Raw genomic sequence first — 16,108 nt, 5'->3', positions numbered from 1 at the left:
ACCGCAAAGCATTTCGCTGGAGCTTGTCGGCAAATGCAGCGACCATAGGCGCCTTCGTCAAAATGCTGAAACCCGGAGCCTGCGTGTCGCACGATTTTCCTGCCGAGCCACCTCATTCGCCGCCCGCCGATCTGCCCCCTGATCTGATCACCCCCGAACGCCTGCCGTTCTTCAAGCGCCTGCTCGCCCGTGCCATGGGCCGCAGCCTGAACCGCCTGCAGGCCCAGCACGTGCCTTCATGGAGGCAGGGCCACGCCGACGGTTACCTCAATGGCCACGTCGAAGGCATGAACGAGGGTTACGCCGAAGGGCATCTGGATGGCGTGCAGGAGGGGCGGCAGGTGCTGGTGATCCGGGACACGCGCCCGGCCGAGCATCGCGGTCCGAAAGTGGACGATCACCTGTTCGATGACTGGCGCCTGCCGCTGAGCAACGAGCTGAAGAAGCGTATCAAGGCCGACGTGGCGCAACGCCTGCCCGAGCATTCACAGCCCACCACCGCGCAATGGAAGATGATCTTCAGCGACACGCCGTCGACGTACGTCATCGCGGGTGCCGGTGCGGGTAAATCGACATCGCTGGTGCTGCGGGTGCTGTTGCTCCATCACTATCTGGGCTTCGAGCTGGATTCGATGACGGTGGTGACGTTCACCCGCGAGTCGCGCAAGGATTTCATCAACAAACTCATTGATATCTTCGCAGTGTGGGGGCATGAGCTGACGCTGCGCCAGGCGCGCGAGGTGGTGCGCACGTTCCATTCGCGCATCCTGCCGCTGGTGCGCAGCCTGCCGGGCTTCGAGCAGTTGCAGGCGTTCGAGAACCTCAGCAGCCAGAGCGGCACGTTGTTCGGCAATCCGTCGGGGGAAGACCTGGCCGACAGCAACCCCTTCGATTTGCGCATCAACGACGCCCAGCGCCAGCAGCTCAACCTGTGTTACCGCGACCTGTACGCGGCCAATTCGCGCTTTCGTGAAGTGATGGCGCCGCTGTACCGGCATTCGCTGCAGCTCAAGGCGCTGGACCGGGATCACCCGGATGTGCAGAAGCGCATCACGGTCATGGGGTTGTCTTCCCGGCGCGATGAGGAGCTCTGCGACGTCATCGAAGACCTGTGGATCCGCGCGGGCGCCTGGCCGATTCAAGGCGTCGAGCCCATGCGCCAGACCGTCGAAGTCAGCGGGCTGACGTTCCACGTTCATGGTTACGCAGCCGAGCTCGATGCGTGGATAGTGCTGGGCTTCGATCCGAGCGAGGATCAGCACCTGCGGCGTCCCGACGCCAAGCTGCCGGTCTGGGCCGAGTGGGTGATCAAGCGCACGCTGTTTCAGGCGTTCTGCCGCAAGCCGGTGATCTGGCTGGAGAACTATGAAGCGTCGCGCGGGATGATGCAGTCGCTGTCGGGCGCCGCCGTGGCCGGTCCCGGTTTCGATTACAAGGTAAAAGGCGAATTGAGCGCCGCGCCCTTGCTCGACTGCTTCGTGGCAGCGGCGAGTTTCATCGAAAACCTGGGCCTGGATGTACCTAATGCAGTTTCGCGCATGAGCTTCTCCGAGCAGGATCCCGACCGGTTTTTCTTCGAAGGCCTGAGTCTGTTCTGGAAGGCGTTCGAAGACCATCTGCTGGACCAGACGCCGCCGGTGATGACTTACAACCGGATGTTTTCGCTGTTCGGGGAGAACTCGCCGGAAAACCTCAAACTGGTCAGCGACGACGGCTTGCGCCCTCTGTCGCACCTGATGATCGACGAATTCCAGGACGTCTCGCCGCAGATTGTCTCCTGGATCCGGGCGAGCCTGCGCGAGGTGCGCAGTCGCGGCACGGCGTTGCAGGCGGGCAGGGGCGCGCAGCGTTCCTCACTGCTCTGCGTGGGTGATGACTGGCAGTCGATCTACGGCTGGCGCGGCAGCTCGCCCAAATTCTTCATGGAGTTCGCCAAGGAGTTTTCCTCACCTGCAACGACGCGGGTCATGCTCAGTGACAACTTCCGCAGCCATCAGCACATCATCGACGCCGCCGAGCACATCGTGCGCGCGGCGCCTGCCATCAGCGGCAAAAAAGCCAGGGCCAGCGGCGCAGTGCAGGAGTTGCTGCCGGTGACCGTGCTCGATCGCGACGATGAAGCGTTGATGAATCGCCTGAGCGAGCACTATCACGCGGGCGATTCGGTGCTGCTGCTGTACCGCAAGGGCAGTGAACGGGCGCGACTGCCTGAAGCCCTGCAGGCGCTGGCCGACGCGGATTACGCACGGCCGCCGCAGGAACGTCGCCTCAAACAATTGACTTATCACAGCGCCAAGGGCTTGCAGGCCGACGCCGTGTTCCTGCTCGGTGATTGTCAGCACCAGACCCAGTCGCCTTGGAAGAATCAGGTGTATGGCCTGGCCGGCCTGGGCAAGGAAGGCGATCTGGAGGCGTTCGACAACGCTCAGAAAGATGAAGTCCTGCGCCTGGCGTACGTGGCGATCACCCGCGCCGTGCGCCATTGCTATTGGTTCATCGATGCCGTGGGCAACGAAGAAGCAGGCATTGCCAAGGCCTCGGCGCGGATTGCCGCAGACAAGGCGTTCTTCGAGGACCGGCGAGGTGTTTCAGTGAGCGAAGCGTAATGCATGCGTCACGGTGTCAGGCTGCCGGGGCAGGACGTTGAAGACAGGGCCAGGCTCAGGCCCTGTTCAGGTACTCGATCTGTGACGGGATGAACGTTTCCAGTTCCAGCTCGATGGCTTCGATGATGCGCTCCACGTCCATCGCGTTCATGACCGTCGCGCACGGGATGCCAGCGATGGCGATCACCGTTTCGCCGCTTTCACGGTCGAACAGGCGCGCAACCATACTGCTGGGCGCATCCATATTGGCTTCAAAGCCGACAGGATGAAAATGCCAGCGCATCAGCTGGCAGGCGTTTGGGAACGTGACTTTATTCATGGGGCCCACCTCGTTCAATCGAGCACTTCCGAAGCTCCGCAGGGTAGGAAAGACGCTGAGTCGGCGCGGCTGTGTAGAAGAACGTCCTCTTGCGGGGCCTGGGCGGCGTGCCGCTTGGCTGTCCCGTTCTTCGTATCCGGTGCACGATCACAAGTCAGGTAAAGGTAGCACTGACTTCTGACAGAAATGGGAAAAAAATCCTACGGATTCAAAAATTTTACATTTCCTTGATCTGGATTCACTTCGTTATTACCTCTGCACGAAAATCATCGCTGCTGAATCGATATTCTGTTCTAAGGCACTGCGCCATTATGAAAAGATCATCTGGGTAAAACGTTTCAAGAAGCCTGAGTTAGAGCCATTTACGCATGTGAACATAAATATTACCCCGCCTAACTGTAAAGCGGCGTTAACACGCAAACGTTTTACTTGAATACTTTGGATCCACTAAACATGTGTTTTAAAAAATAACAGGCAAGACGCTGAATAAAACTAAAGGTCTGGCCGATAGAACATTCAGGTGCAGTCGAAACGCTTGATCGCGTTCAGATTGCAGCCGTCATCTACCAAAGAGACGAATAAAGTTTCTGGTGTTTGATTTACGCATGGATGCACTCAGCCGGATCTTTTAGAGAGATATTCCATGTCGATAAGAAACATGAACATTGCGCCTCGCGCATTTCTGGGGTTCGCCTTCATTGCGGTACTGGTGATCGGGCTGGGCTTTTTTTCGATCAACCGGATGGCGCTGATTCGCCAGGCCACCACCGACATGGAGACCAATCAGCTTCCCAGCGTGGGTTACCTGGGCACCATGCTGGAAAACAGCCTGCGCTTGCGCATCACGTCGTTCCGCACGCTGGTCAACCGTGAGCCGGCCTCGTTGCGCGAAACAGAGGGGCGCATCGCTGAATTGATCGGCAAGTTACAAGACGCAAAAAAGAACTATGCAGCGCTGCCGGCAGAGGGCGAAGAACTTTCGGTGTATCGACAATTTGACGCCACACTTTCGACGTTCCTGGAGGTGCAGGCACAAGTACTGGAACTCTCGCGCCAGGAAAAAACCGAAGAAATGCGCAACTTGATCAACACCCGGATGAAAGATGCCACTGACCTTATGGGTGTTCAGATCAACCAGTTGATCGCCATCAATAAACAAGGCGCCAGTGAGGCGGCAGTTGTTTCCAAACAGCAATATGACAGTGCCAACGTCGGCATCATTGGCGTGTCGGTCATTGCCGTTTTACTCACGGTCATTCTTGCCTGGTTGTTGACCCGAAGTATCGTCAACCCGCTGGCCAGAGCGGTTCGTGCAGCCGAAGAAATTGCCGGTGGTGACCTGACCCGGCTCATCGAAGTGGATGGCAAGGACGAAGCTGCGCACCTGTTGAAGTCGCTGGCGACCATGCAGCAGAACCTGCGCAAGACCATCGAACTGATCTCCGGCTCGTCGACGCAGCTGGCCTCGGCTGCCGAAGAACTCAGCGCGGTCACTGAAGAGTCGTCCCGCGGATTGCAGCAGCAGAACAACGAGATCGAACAGGCGGCCACGGCGGTCAACGAGATGACCGCTGCAGTGGAAGAAGTGGCGCGTAACGCGGTGTCGACCTCCGAGGCGTCGCAACAATCCAACCAGACTGCGCGTCAGGGCCGAGATCGGGTGGTGGAAACGGTCCGGTCGATCCAGGAGATGACCCAGCAGATCCAGGCCACGACCGGTCTGGTGGAAGGTCTGGCGGAGCAGGGGCGTGACATCGGCAAGGTGCTCGACGTGATCCGCTCTATCGCCGAGCAGACCAACTTGCTGGCCCTCAACGCCGCGATCGAGGCGGCCCGGGCAGGTGAGGCCGGGCGCGGGTTCGCGGTGGTGGCCGACGAAGTGCGTGCGCTGGCGCACCGTACCGCGCAATCGACCACTGAAATCGAACAGATGGTGGCGGGCATACAGACTCGCACCGGCGATGCCGTTCAGTCGATGTCGCGCAACACCGACAGCACTCGCAGCACGCTGAATCTGGCCAATTCGGCGGGCGACGCACTGGAGTTGATCACCGAAGCCATTTCGCAGATCAACGAACGCAATCTTGTGATCGCCAGCGCCTCGGAAGAGCAGGCGCAGGTGTCGCGGGAAGTGGATCGCAATCTGGTGAACATTCGCGACCTGGCTGCCCAGACGGCCGCCGGTGCCAACCAGACCAGCGCAGCCAGCCATGAACTGTCGCGTCTGGCGGTGGACTTGAAGGCCATGGTGTCGCGGTTCGTGATTTGAGTGGTTCAGCCAGCAGCACTGCTCGCTGAACCCACGCGTGCCCGCAAATGCCGAAGGGGGCTAATGCAGCGAGGCATCTGACCCCTAGTCAACGCGGGCACGTGTCGGGTCAGTCGGTCAGTGAGGGTGCCAGGCCGAGGGGTTGACCAGATCCTTTGGTTTGTCCCCGGACAGCGCGCTGATCATGTTGTCCACGGCACAGCGGGCCATCGCTTCACGGGTTTCGTCGGTGGCCGAGCCCATGTGCGGGGTCGCCACGACGTTATCCAGTTGCAGCAGCGGCGAATCGGTCTGGATCGGTTCGCGATCGAAGACGTCCAGGCCCGCCGCGCGGATCTGCCTGTTCTGCAGCGCCGTGATCAGCGCCTGCTCATCGACGACTTTGCCCCGGGCGATGTTGATCAGGATCGCTTGCGGACGCATCAGCGCCAATTGCTCGGCCCCGATCAGGCGTTCGGTCTGCGCCGTCAATGGCACGGTCAGGCAGACGAAGTCCGACTCGTGCAACAGGTCTTCCAGGCTGCGGTACTGCGCATCGAACCGGGCTTCAACGTCTGGCTTGGGCGAGTGGCTGTGATACAGCACCGGCATGCCGAAACCGAAATGGCCGCGCTGCGCCACGGCTTCACCGATCCGACCCATGCCGACGATGCCCAGCGTCTTGCCGTGGACATCGGTGCCGAAATGTTCAGGCCCGATGTTCTGCGTCCAGCGACCGTCACGGACCATGCTCGCCAGCTCGACGACTCGCCGCGCGGTGGCCATGATCAACGCGAAACCGGTGTCGGCAGTGGTCTGCGTCAGCACATCCGGCGTGTTTGTCAGCAGGATGCCGCGACGGGTCAGATCGTCGATGTCGTAGTTATCGACGCCCACCGAAACGCTGGACACGGCTTTCAGCTTCACGGCGCGATCCAGCAGTTCGGCGTCAAGTTTCAGGCTGGCGCCCAGCAGGCCGTCGGCGTGGGGCAGGGCGTCGCGCAGTCGCGCCATGCCCTCGTCCGACTTCACATCTTCGATCAGCGTGACGTCGGCGTGGGCCTGCAAGCGCTGCATCAGCGCCGGCGACAGTTTCTTGTAGAGAACCACGTGCTTGCTCATTCAACTCTTTCCCGAATCAAGGGTGGGCGGGTGTGCGACGAACCTCGGGCTCATCGCGCAGCGGCTTTGCTGTGTTGTCTGGCTTGAGCATCAGGGTCAACAGCACCGACACCAGCAGCGAGCCGCTCATGAACAGATAAGACGCGCTCAATGTGCCGGTCGCGCCGTTGAGGTAGCCGACCAGGTACGAACCTGCGAAAGACCCCAGCGCGCCCAGGCTGTTGATCAAGGCCATGGCACCACCGGCCACGTTGGCGGGCAGGATCTCCGGCACGATGGCGAAAAACGGCCCGTAAGGCGCGTACATGCAGGCGCCGGCGATCACCAGCAGCGAGTAGGACCACCAGAAATGCTCGGTGCCCAGCGCATACGAGGCGTAGAACGCCACGGCGGCCAGCAGCAGTGGCGGCCAGACGAACAGTTTGCGTTTCTGCAGTTTGTCCGACGCCCAGGACACGATGACCATGCCGATGACGGCCGCCAGGTAGGGCAGCGCCGACAGCCAGCCGGCCTCGACCATGTCCATCTGCATGCCTTTCTTGATGATGGTCGGCAGCCACAGCACGAAGCCGTAAACGCCGATGCTCCAGCAGAAGTACTGCGCGGCCAGCAACAGGACCCGAGGCGAGCGGAACGCTTCGGCGTAGTTTTTCACCGGCTTGATGCCCACCTGCTCGGCGTCGAGGCGAGTTTGCAGTTCGGTTTTCTCCTCAGCGGTGAGCCACTTGGCCTGCGCCGGGCGTTCGTCCACCAGACGCCACCAGATGAATGCCCAGATCACCGCTGGCAGGCCTTCGACGATGAACATCCAGCGCCAGCTGAAATGGGCCACCAGATACCCTGACACCACCGACATCCACAGCATCGTCACCGGGTTGCCGAGAATCAGCACGGTGTTGGCGCGCGAGCGTTCGGCCTTGGTGAACCAGTAGCAGAGGTACACCAGCATCGCCGGCATCACGGCCGCTTCCACTACACCCAGCATGAAACGGATGCCGATCAGCATGTAGGCGTTGGAGACAATGCCGGTCAGGGTCGCCAGACCGCCCCACAGGATCAGGCTGACGAAGATGAGCTTCTTCACGCTTTTCTTTTGCGCGTAGATAGCGCCGGGCACCTGAAAGAAGAAGTAGCCGAGGAAGAACAGCGCGCCCAGCAGCGAGGACATGCCGGGGGTGATGTGCAGGTCTTCGGCCATGCCCGACGCTGCGGCAAAGCCGTAGTTGGCGCGGTCAAGGTACGCCAGGCTGTAGGTGATGAAGACGATCGGCATGATCAGCAGCCAGCGACGTTTGAGGCCGGCGTGTTTCACGGTTTCGAGTAGCTTTTCCATTTCGCGCTCCCTGAGCATGTTTTTTTTGTTGCAGCAGGTGATGGAGAACAACGTGTGCACACAGGTTGATGAAAGTCGGTCAGGCGATCTGCTTTCGCGGCGACGGCTTGAGCTCTGCCGCTTGCAGTGCCGCGCGGGTTGGCAGGCCTTCCATGTCGCCGCGACTCTGTACGGCATGGCTGCCGATCCAGTTGCCGCGGGCGGTGGCTTGCTCGAAGCCGAGGTTTTCCAGCAGCGCGCTGATCACCCCGACTGCAAATCCGTCGCCAGCCCCTACGGTGTCCACGACATTGGCCACCGGCACGCCCGGCACGAAGGCTTCGGTGAGCTGGGTGCGGTAGTAAGCGCCCTTGGCACCCAGCTTGATCACGACGGCTTCGACGCCCATGTCCAGGTAGAAGCGGGCGATGTCGGCAGGCGTGTCGAACCCGGTCAGCAATTCGCCTTCCGCCAGGCCAGGCAGCACCCAGTCGGCGAGGCTGGCGAGGTGGTTGACCTCACGAATCATCGTCGCCTGACTGGACCACAGCGATGGCCGCAGGTTGGGGTCGAACGACACGCTGCGTCCGGCGTTGCGCATCCGCGTCATCAGTTCGCGGGACAATGCGCGGCAGCTGTCGGACAGCGCGGCCGGGATGCCGGTGGCGTGCAGGTGACGCGCCTTGAGCAGCGGGGCAACGATGTCGTCGACCGAGAGGTGACTGGCGGCCGAGCCGCGACGGAAGTACTCCACCACGGGATCTGCGCCTTCGAGCTCCAGCGACTTGAACTGAAAACCGGTGGGGTGTGCCGGGTCGACAGCGACATGGGCGCAGTCGACGCCTTCTTTTTGCAGGCTGTCGATGACGAAACGGCCCATGGAATCGTCGCCAACCCGGCTCAGCCAGGCCACGTTGAAACCCAGCCGGGACAGGCCGATGGCAACGTTGCTGTCAGCGCCGGCGATACGCTTTTCGAAATGACGCACTTGCGCCAGATCACCGGTCTGCTCGGCCACCAGCATGGTCATGGTTTCGCCGAACGAGAGGATATCGAGATCAGACATGGCTCAGCGCCTCCGTGGATGCTGGCGAATGGCGCTGGCCGAGGCTGGCAAGGTAAGCCACCTGTTCGCGGGTTATCTGCAGCAGGTCGTCGCCTTGCAACGGGTATTCGATGGCGCGGGGGAGGCCGGCAGGCATGTGCTTGAGCAATTGCTCCCACAGGTGCAGATCGGTCTGACGGGGCGGTACCGCGACCAGTTTGCCCGAGGCGTTGCGCGACACCGCCTTGCAGTGCACGTATTCGACGTACGGCCCGAGTTGCTCCGCGGCGCTGCGATTGGATTGCCCTTGCCACAGCCAGTTGCCGATATCGAACGTCATGCCGATGGGCAGTTGCAGTGCCTTGACCTGCGCGAAGAAAGCGCTGAACGGCTCGATGCGCCCGCCCTGTGGCGTCTGATCGTTTTCCACCAGCAGTTGAACGTCATGACGGCTCAGGCAATCGGCGAGAGAAGCGAAGTCTTTGTCGCCGTCGAAGTGCCCCAGCGACACTTTCAACCACGCGGCGCCACAGGTGCTGGCCCTGCGCAGGGTCGGTTCGAGCTGCGGGTTCGGCAAGGCCTGACCCTCCAACCACAACTCCAGAGGCGCGGAATACAGGCACTCCAGCCCTTGAGCCTGAATGGCCTGGGCCAGTGCCGGAAAGTCTTGCTGGCCCAGTTCGCCAGTGAAGATCTCGTCAGAGAAAAGCTCGCCAGTGAAGAGCTCTTCGCGCAATTCGATGCGCGTGACACCGGCTTCCACCAGCAGCGGGATGAAGCTGGCCTGACCACGCTCGCGCACAAGGTCTGCACCGAAGGCGCCCAAGCTGATGGCAACGGGGAATCGACTCATTGTTGTTGTCCTCTGAAACCGGTTTCATTTTTGTTCGAACGGGCGAAATCGAGAAAAGTTCGCCACAGGCTGCAGGTCGCTGACCTGCGGTAGCCCAGATGCAAGATGGGTCAGGGTCGTCGTCGCGTGGAGCCACGCACGATCAGCTCTGCGGGGAAGTCGTAACTGCGCACCGGTTCCTGATCGCCACGCAGGCGATTGAGCAGACATTCGAAGGCTGTCACGCCGATGTCGTGGGTCGGTTGCGCAAGGGAAGTGATGCCGCTGCCGACCAGCGGATACCAGTCCAGCTCATCGAGGGCGATCAGGCCGATGTCGTCGAACAGATGGCAGCCCAAGTCATGAAGCAGGCGCGTGCTGCTCAACGTCGCGACGCCGTTGCTGGTGAACAGCGCCTTCGGGCCAGCGCCTGTGGTGGCAAGGAAGGCCTGCAACTGATCGCGCAGCTGCGCGCCGGTTTCCCGGACCTGCCCGTGCATGTCGGGGCGCAGGGCAATCTGGGCATTGAACGCGTCGACTCGTTCGATCCGGGAACTGGTGCCGTCCTGCGGCTCAGTGATCATCAGAATGTCGCGGTAGCCGGCTGCGTGCAGGTGATCGAGGGCCTGTTTGACGGTAGCAATATTGTCCAGCCCGACCAGATCGCTCTGCAACTGATCGACTTTGCGGTCCACCAGCACCATCGGCAGTTCGCTGTGCAGCTCACGAAGTTCGTCCAGGTGATGGCCAAGGGTGTTCACGATCAGGCCTTCGATGTTGTACGAACGCAGCGCCGCCAGATGAAGGCGCTCCTGCTCGTCATCGCGGTCGGTGTTGCACACCACCAGGCTGTAGCCGTGTTTGCGGCAGGCGGTTTCGACGCCATGCATGACGGCCACGGAATAGGGGTTGCGGATATCGGCCACGAGCATGCCGATCAGACGCGTGCGGCCACGTTTGAGTCCACGCGCCATCTGGTTGGGGCGGTAGCCGAGGGTTTCGATGGCGCGCTCGATCCGTTGCGCGATGGCTTCGGAGAGCAGTTGCCGGTCTTCGCCGATGAACCGCGAGACGCTGGCTTTGGAGACGCCTGCCAGATCGGCAACGTCGTTCATGGTGACGCGGGCGCGCGTCGGGACGGAAGTCGTGTTCATGGCCTGACCCTTATTGGATTTATCAGCAGGCTTTTACGCAAAGCAGGTAATGCTTTGAAACCGGTTTCAGGAAACACCAAAGCGAGCCGGTCGTCAACTCGGCATCGGATAAAAGGTGAGGGGCTTCAGATGGCTGTGACAGGGAATGGCCACGCCGGCGGGCGCCTGAAGGCGTAAGCATGCTCACGCCTTCAGGTTTGAGCGATCAGTTGTTGCCTTTGAAGGTGTCTCGCCAGGACAGCAGGCGTTTTTCCAGCATTGCCAGCACGCCATCGGTCAGTTTGCCGAGCAGTGCCAGGACGATGATGGCCGCAAGCACGATGTCTGGCCGCGAGGTTTCGCGCCCGTCGCTGAGCAGATAACCCAGGCCTTTGGTGGCGGCAATCAGTTCGGCCGCCACCAGAAACATCCAGGCCAGGCTCAGGCCTGAACGCAGCCCGGTAAACAGGCCGGGCAGGGCGGCGGGCAGGAACAGATGCAGGATCATCTGGCGGCGACTGAAGCGGTACATCCTGCCGACTTCAACCAGCTTGCGATCAATCCCGCGAATGGCCGCCACGCCGTTGAGGTAGACCGGGAAAAACGCGCCGATGGCGATCAGCACGATCTTCGAGGTTTCGCCGATGCCCAGCCACAACAGCAACAGCGGCACCCAGGCCAGGCTGGGGATCGAGCGCAACCCGGCGAACGTCGGTTCCAGATAGGCTTCCGCCTCGCGGCTCAGGCCCACCCACGCTGCGAAAACCAGCGCAAGGCTGGCGCCGATCGCAAAGCCGGACAGCACACGAACGAGGCTCGCGCCGATGTGCTTCCACAGTGCGCCGTCGGCCAAGTCGGTGAGGGTCGAGGCAATCTCGCTCGGCGCCGGCATCTGGTAGGACTGGACCCAGCCAATCCGGACCACGACTTCCAGCAACAGCAGGATCGCGACAGGCACGGCGAGGCCTTTGAGGCGGCTGCGCCAGCGGCCGGGGGCTGCCCGCACGGGCCGTTCGGCAGTGGTCGCCGCGTCGGATTTCAGGGTGGCTGACCGGGCGCTGTTCATGGCTTGCCGATGACGGCTTTGCCAAACGCTGGATCGATCAACTGATCGATGACCTCATCGACGTGAGTGCCTTTGCGCACCAGTTCCTCGGACACCAGAATCGGCGCCGCGGCCTTGGACGCGGCAACGTCCTTGTCGGTCAGCTGCGGGCTGCTCAGGTCGGTGCGAGACAGCTGCAATTTGGCGACATCCAGCGGCAGACCCGATTCCGTTGCCAGCAGTTGAGCAAATTCGTCCGGATTTTTCAGCGCCCATTCACGGGCCTTTTCGTACGCGCCAATCACCGTCTTGATCGCTTGCGGATGCTCCTTGGCATAGCGCTCGGTCACGCTGACGACGCCGTAACTGTTGAAGTCCTTGTTGCGATAGAGCAGACGCGAACCGGCCTGAATTTCGCTGGCGGCCATGTGCGGATCGAGGCCGGCCCAGGCGTCGACGTCGCCTTTTTCAAGCGCGATCCGCCCGTCCGGGTGTTGCAGGTGAAGCAGTTCGACATCGTCTTTGCTGAGCTTGGCCTGTTGCAAGGCGCGCAGGGTGAACAGGTAAGGGTCGGTGCCTTTGGTGGCGGCGATCTTCTTGCCTTTGAGGTCCGCTACGGTCTGCAGCGTCGAGTCCTTGCGCACCACTAGAGCGGTCCATTCGGCGCGGCTGTAGACGTAAACCGATTTGATCGGGCTGCCGTTGGCGCGTGCCAGCACGGCGGAAAGACTGGCTGAAGAGCCGAAATCGGCGCCGCCGCTGTTCAGGTATTCCAGCGAACGGTTGCTGCCCTGACTGAACACCCACGTGACTTTCGTCTCGGGCAGTGCCTTCTCCAGCCAGCCGAAATGTTTGAGCACGAGGCTGACAGGGGAGTAATAGGCGTAATCGAGGTGAAGCTCGGCTGGCGGAGCTTCTGCAGCCTGGGACAGCGGATGCAGGGTCAGGGCCAAGGCACCGGCCAAAAGCTTCAAGGCGGTAGGAATGCGGGAAAAAGCGGTCATGTTCATATCCATTCGGAGGGCGGAAGCTGCACGTGGCTGCTTATGTCGAAATCAGCAGTCAGCACGAGTCAGCCTGCGTAAATGGAATATTGCAGGCTTTGTGCCATGCAACTGCTCGCGTAGATTGCACCTTTCACTGCTGCCGAAGGTTTCGGAGCAGTTGCGTGAGTGGCAATTTGCTGAGGTGCTGTTGCTGGAGAAACACTTGATCGGGTGATGCCCTTTCTTGAAAGGGCCGCTGTCAGGATTTCTGCTAAAAAGTGCGCTGATGCGGTTGTCAGACGCCTCACCGGTGGTCATGCTCCTGCTACAAATTTGTTACAGGACCTTTCCGCGCATGCCTGCCGACGCTGCCCGTAATGCCGATCTTGCCTCCCGACGTTCCGCCACCATTCTTGGTTTGTGCCTGCCCAGCGATGTGCTGCTGTACCTGCTGTTGCCGATGAACGCCGATGCGTTCGGCGTCACCCTGGCCCAAGCCGGTGTGCTGCTGGCAGCCAATCGGCTGGTGCGGATTTTCGGCTACGGCTATGTCGTGCGTTTTTACGCCGAACGGGGCGACAGGGCCGCTTTGACGCTGGCCGCGCTGGTGTCCGCCATCTGCGCGCTCGGCAACTCGTTCATCACCGGGTTCTGGATGCTGCTGGTGCTGCGGCTGGGGTGGGGCCTGAGTTACGCCGCGCTCAATCTTTCCACCCAGGCGCTGGCCACCTCAGAGGCGGGCGGGGCGGCGCGCCGCTCCGGGCGATCCCGCGCAATCATCGCCGTCGGGCCGATGCTGGCGTTGCCAATCGGCGCACTGATCAGCCTGTACTTCGGGCCGCGGCTGATTTTTCTGATTCTGGCGCTGTGTTCGTTAGTGGGGCTGTGGCTGGCCCGGGGCCTGCCCGCAGCGCCTCACGCGATGCCGAGTCGCAGCGGGCGTCGGTTCAAGCGGCCGGACAGCGTGGCCATGTGGTCATTCATCGAAGGCGTCGCGCTGGACGGGCTGTTCATTTTCGGCCTGTCGCTACAGGCGCAGCATGTGCTGGGAGGTAACGCGGTGGTGATCGCCGGGGTGTTGCTGGCGCTGCGGTATGTCTCGGAGATGCTCTTGAGCCCGCTCGGTGGGCGTGCCGCTGACAGCTTCGGCGCGGTGCGCATGCTGGTGGTGTTCTCCGCAGCGACGGCCGTGGCGCTGACCGCGTTCGGCCTGCACTGGCTGATCATCGGCGCAGGCGGCGTGCTGATTCTGCGGGCGTTGCAGCTGCCTCTGGTGACCACCCTGGTCGCCGAACGTAACCCTGGCACCGGGCGTGTTCAGGCGCTGGCGGGCAATGCGGTCTGGCGCGACGTCGGCGCCGGGGTCGGTCCGTTGCTGGCGGGCGTGGTCTTGCCGATCGCATCGCCGGTCTGGGTTTACAGCCTGGCAGGTCTTGCCGTGGTGATCAGCGCCATAATCTGCAGCCGATATACCCCTCAGGCCGACGCCGCTTGAGGCGATGCAGTCGACCGTTCGGCGAATAATCCGGGAAATCAGACGTTTGCGTGCAACCTCTCAAGCATTTTCCCCTCTCATGGTCATTCTTATAGGGACATGCAGCCTCGTGACGCTTGAGGCGCAGAAGATGCGACAGGGACGTTGAACAGGGCCTCGCGCCCCTCACGCATGACCAGCACCGGGCCTTTATGAGCATTTCCAATTCACCTGCCATCTCACGCGCATTTCAGTGTTTAACCTGGCTTCTGCCGCCCGTACTCATCGTCTGCACTGCTATTTTCTGGTTCGCCGCCGGCAAAGGTGTCCACGCCGAGCCCAAGAGCGGCACGCAAACGCTGGTGTTTCTGCGCCACGCTGAGAAGCCCGACATGGGCCTGGGGCAATTGAACTGCCAAGGCCTGAATCGCGCCATCGACCTGTCCACCGTGTTGCCCGAGACCTTCGGCAAGGCCGATTTCATTTTTGCTGCCAACCCCAGTCGTCATGTCGAAGAAGGTGAGGGCGATCATTCCTACAGCTATTTGCGCCCGCTGATGACCGTCGGCCCGAGCGCGATCAAACTGGGCCTGCCGGTCAACATCGACTACGCCGCCAATGATACCGGCGACCTGGCCGACGAATTGATGCGCGACAAATACCACAACGCCACGATCTACACGGCCTGGTCCCATGGTTATCTGCCCGAATTGATCAACAAGGTCGCGCAAGAAGCTTCGGGCAAAGACCTCAAGCTGGTCGACGAGTGGATTGGCGATGACTTCGATTCGGTGCTGGTGCTCACGCTCAAATGGGACAACGGCAAGGCCACGCTGCAGTACGAGAACCACAAGCAGAACCTGAATGACGGGGCAATCGGCTGCCCGACGTGAACTACGGTGCGCCGAGGTTTTGTATCAGCGCGCGGATTGCGTTAGCTTCCTGCTGACGTTTTCATTCCGGCACATTCGACATGCTGCAGACCCATCACCTTCAGGCCACCCGTCAACTGCCGTTCAAGCGGCCTTTTGACTGGCAGCGCATGCTCGACTTCTTCGCTGCCCGGATGACGGCCGGCGTCGAGGCAGTGATCGATGGCGTGTACCTGCGCAACATCGAGTTCAACGGCAGCGCAGGCACGTTGTCGGTGGCGCTGGCGCCGCACACGGATCACCTGATTGTCACCGTGCACGGCGAAGTCAGCCGCCATATCGATGAGCTGGTTGTGCCGGTTTCGCACATGTTCGATCTCTACGCTGACCCTCACGTCATCGACCCCAGTCTGGCGAGCGACCCATGGCTGGCGACGTTGGTGCAGGCACGCCCGGGGCTGCGGGTGCCGGGGGCGTTTTCAGGTTTCGAGCTGGTGGTGCGCACCATCGTCGGCCAGCAGGTCAGCGTCAAAGGCGCGACGACGATCGTCGGCAGGCTGGTGCAGCGGGCCGGGGTTCAGATTGGCGAAAGCGCCAGCGAACCGCTAGCCTGGCGTTTCCCGACGCCGGATGCCTTGGCGCGCGCGAACCTGGACAAGATCGGCATGCCTGGCAAGCGCGTTGACACTTTGCAGCGTCTGGCGGCGTCGGTTGCCAGCGGCGAGCTCGTCCTCGATGCGCGCGCGGGCCATGTCGACGAGCGCAGGCGCCAGTTGCTGGCGCTGTCAGGCATCGGCCCGTGGACCGTCGAATATGTAGCGATGCGCGCCTGGCGCGACCCGGACGCATGGCCGGCCTCGGATCTGGTGTTGATGAATCTCATGACCTTGCAGGACCCGAGCCTGACGCGGCTGGCGCTGCACAAAGTCCGTGCAGAGGCCTGGAAACCGTGGCGCGCCTACGCGGCGATGCACATCTGGCATTCGGCCGCGGATGTCGCCGGCAAAGCCAAGGGCGGCTGATTCGGAATTCGACCGCAAGAACTGGATGGCCCGCCGCACACGCGCCGACCGATAGTATGGACACACCCCGCTGCGCCGTCGTTCGCAGCGTA

Annotated in this window: 13 protein-coding genes and 1 pseudogene; 6 read left to right on the top strand and 8 right to left on the bottom strand. The window is 61.6% G+C overall.

Translation table 11 applies throughout. The annotated features are described in order from the left end of the window. Positions 1-62 precede the first annotated feature (62 nt). The gene (locus QRN36_RS18305) at positions 63-2,606 is read left to right on the top strand and encodes a UvrD-helicase domain-containing protein (RefSeq protein ID WP_285425347.1); all 2,544 of its coding nucleotides are present in this window, start codon (positions 63-65) and stop codon (positions 2,604-2,606) included. A 55-nt stretch (positions 2,607-2,661) separates the two neighbouring features. On the opposite strand, the gene QRN36_RS18300 is transcribed toward QRN36_RS18305, so the two are convergent. After that, positions 2,662-2,943: a DUF1652 domain-containing protein gene (locus QRN36_RS18300; RefSeq protein WP_285425346.1), complete on the bottom strand. Its 282-nt coding sequence runs from the start codon at positions 2,941-2,943 to the stop codon at positions 2,662-2,664. 625 nt (positions 2,944-3,568) lie between these two features. Between QRN36_RS18300 and QRN36_RS27630 the strand changes: the two are divergent. Together QRN36_RS27630 and QRN36_RS27625 are read left to right on the top strand one after the other, a co-directional pair. After that, positions 3,569-4,336 (top strand): annotated as a pseudogene (locus QRN36_RS27630) (MCP four helix bundle domain-containing protein); the annotation flags it as partial. Further along, a complete protein-coding gene (locus tag QRN36_RS27625; RefSeq protein WP_371265944.1) occupies positions 4,331-5,194 on the top strand; it encodes a methyl-accepting chemotaxis protein in 864 nt (287 codons plus the stop codon). The pseudogene QRN36_RS27630 and the gene QRN36_RS27625, both read left to right, overlap by 6 nt. 117 nt (positions 5,195-5,311) lie before the next feature. Here QRN36_RS27625 and QRN36_RS18290 read toward each other — a convergent pair whose 3' ends face one another. From QRN36_RS18290 to QRN36_RS18260, 7 genes are all read right to left on the bottom strand, one after another. Continuing rightward, positions 5,312-6,295, bottom strand: a complete 984-nt coding sequence (locus tag QRN36_RS18290; RefSeq protein ID WP_285425344.1) for a D-glycerate dehydrogenase — start codon at positions 6,293-6,295, stop codon at positions 5,312-5,314. A 16-nt stretch (positions 6,296-6,311) separates the two neighbouring features. Further along, positions 6,312-7,628 carry an MFS transporter gene (locus QRN36_RS18285; RefSeq protein WP_285425343.1) on the bottom strand — a complete coding sequence of 439 codons (1,317 nt, stop codon included), beginning with the start codon at positions 7,626-7,628 and terminating at the stop codon, positions 6,312-6,314. 79 nt (positions 7,629-7,707) lie between these two features. Continuing rightward, entirely contained in the window at positions 7,708-8,673 is a 966-nt protein-coding gene (locus tag QRN36_RS18280; protein WP_285425342.1) for a sugar kinase, read from the bottom strand. Further along, positions 8,666-9,505, bottom strand: a complete 840-nt coding sequence (locus QRN36_RS18275; protein WP_285425341.1) for a sugar phosphate isomerase/epimerase — start codon at positions 9,503-9,505, stop codon at positions 8,666-8,668. Before QRN36_RS18275 ends, QRN36_RS18280 begins: the two co-directional genes overlap by 8 nt. A gap of 110 nt (positions 9,506-9,615) precedes the next feature. Further along, complete coding sequence (locus QRN36_RS18270; protein ID WP_285425340.1) at positions 9,616-10,638, bottom strand: LacI family DNA-binding transcriptional regulator; 1,023 nt, start codon at positions 10,636-10,638, stop codon at positions 9,616-9,618. A 205-nt stretch (positions 10,639-10,843) separates the two neighbouring features. Next, positions 10,844-11,659 (bottom strand): ABC transporter permease, encoded by an 816-nt coding sequence (locus QRN36_RS18265; RefSeq protein ID WP_373568766.1) that lies wholly within the window; start codon positions 11,657-11,659, stop codon positions 10,844-10,846. 20 nt (positions 11,660-11,679) lie between these two features. Continuing rightward, positions 11,680-12,666, bottom strand: coding sequence for an aliphatic sulfonate ABC transporter substrate-binding protein (locus tag QRN36_RS18260; protein ID WP_285425337.1), 987 nt, complete (start codon positions 12,664-12,666; stop codon positions 11,680-11,682). A 337-nt stretch (positions 12,667-13,003) separates the two neighbouring features. On the opposite strand from QRN36_RS18260, the gene QRN36_RS18255 reads away from it, so the two are divergent. From QRN36_RS18255 to QRN36_RS18245, 3 genes are all read left to right on the top strand, one after another. Continuing rightward, a complete protein-coding gene (locus tag QRN36_RS18255; protein ID WP_285425336.1) occupies positions 13,004-14,143 on the top strand; it encodes an MFS transporter in 1,140 nt (379 codons plus the stop codon). A gap of 191 nt (positions 14,144-14,334) precedes the next feature. Next, on the top strand, positions 14,335-15,015 hold the full coding sequence (locus QRN36_RS18250; RefSeq protein ID WP_285425335.1) for a hypothetical protein: 681 nt from the start codon (positions 14,335-14,337) through the stop codon (positions 15,013-15,015). An 80-nt stretch (positions 15,016-15,095) separates the two neighbouring features. Next, complete coding sequence (locus QRN36_RS18245) at positions 15,096-16,016, top strand: DNA-3-methyladenine glycosylase (protein ID WP_285425334.1); 921 nt, start codon at positions 15,096-15,098, stop codon at positions 16,014-16,016. Positions 16,017-16,108 lie beyond the last annotated feature (92 nt).

It is taken from the genome of Pseudomonas sp. efr-133-TYG-103a (assembly GCF_030209235.1).
GTDB lineage: Bacteria > Pseudomonadota > Gammaproteobacteria > Pseudomonadales > Pseudomonadaceae > Aquipseudomonas.
Note: the sequence above shows the minus strand (reverse complement) of the source record. Positions and strands in the feature narration are given on the sequence as shown.

Excerpts from the sequence above, each read along its gene's own strand:
- QRN36_RS18290 (WP_285425344.1), bottom strand. The coding sequence starts at position 6,295 with ATGAGCAAGCACGTGGTTCTCTACAAGAAACTGTCGCCGGCGCTGATG.
- QRN36_RS18260 (WP_285425337.1), bottom strand. The coding sequence starts at position 12,666 with ATGACCGCTTTTTCCCGCATTCCTACCGCCTTGAAGCTTTTGGCCGGT.
- QRN36_RS18270 (WP_285425340.1), bottom strand. The coding sequence starts at position 10,638 with ATGAACACGACTTCCGTCCCGACGCGCGCCCGCGTCACCATGAACGAC.
- QRN36_RS18305 (WP_285425347.1), top strand. The coding sequence starts at position 63 with ATGCTGAAACCCGGAGCCTGCGTGTCGCACGATTTTCCTGCCGAGCCA.
- QRN36_RS18285 (WP_285425343.1), bottom strand. The coding sequence starts at position 7,628 with ATGGAAAAGCTACTCGAAACCGTGAAACACGCCGGCCTCAAACGTCGC.
- QRN36_RS18275 (WP_285425341.1), bottom strand. The coding sequence starts at position 9,505 with ATGAGTCGATTCCCCGTTGCCATCAGCTTGGGCGCCTTCGGTGCAGAC.
- QRN36_RS18280 (WP_285425342.1), bottom strand. The coding sequence starts at position 8,673 with ATGTCTGATCTCGATATCCTCTCGTTCGGCGAAACCATGACCATGCTG.
- QRN36_RS18250 (WP_285425335.1), top strand. The coding sequence starts at position 14,335 with ATGAGCATTTCCAATTCACCTGCCATCTCACGCGCATTTCAGTGTTTA.
- QRN36_RS18245 (WP_285425334.1), top strand. The coding sequence starts at position 15,096 with ATGCTGCAGACCCATCACCTTCAGGCCACCCGTCAACTGCCGTTCAAG.
- QRN36_RS27625 (WP_371265944.1), top strand. The coding sequence starts at position 4,331 with ATGCAGCAGAACCTGCGCAAGACCATCGAACTGATCTCCGGCTCGTCG.
- QRN36_RS18255 (WP_285425336.1), top strand. The coding sequence starts at position 13,004 with ATGCCTGCCGACGCTGCCCGTAATGCCGATCTTGCCTCCCGACGTTCC.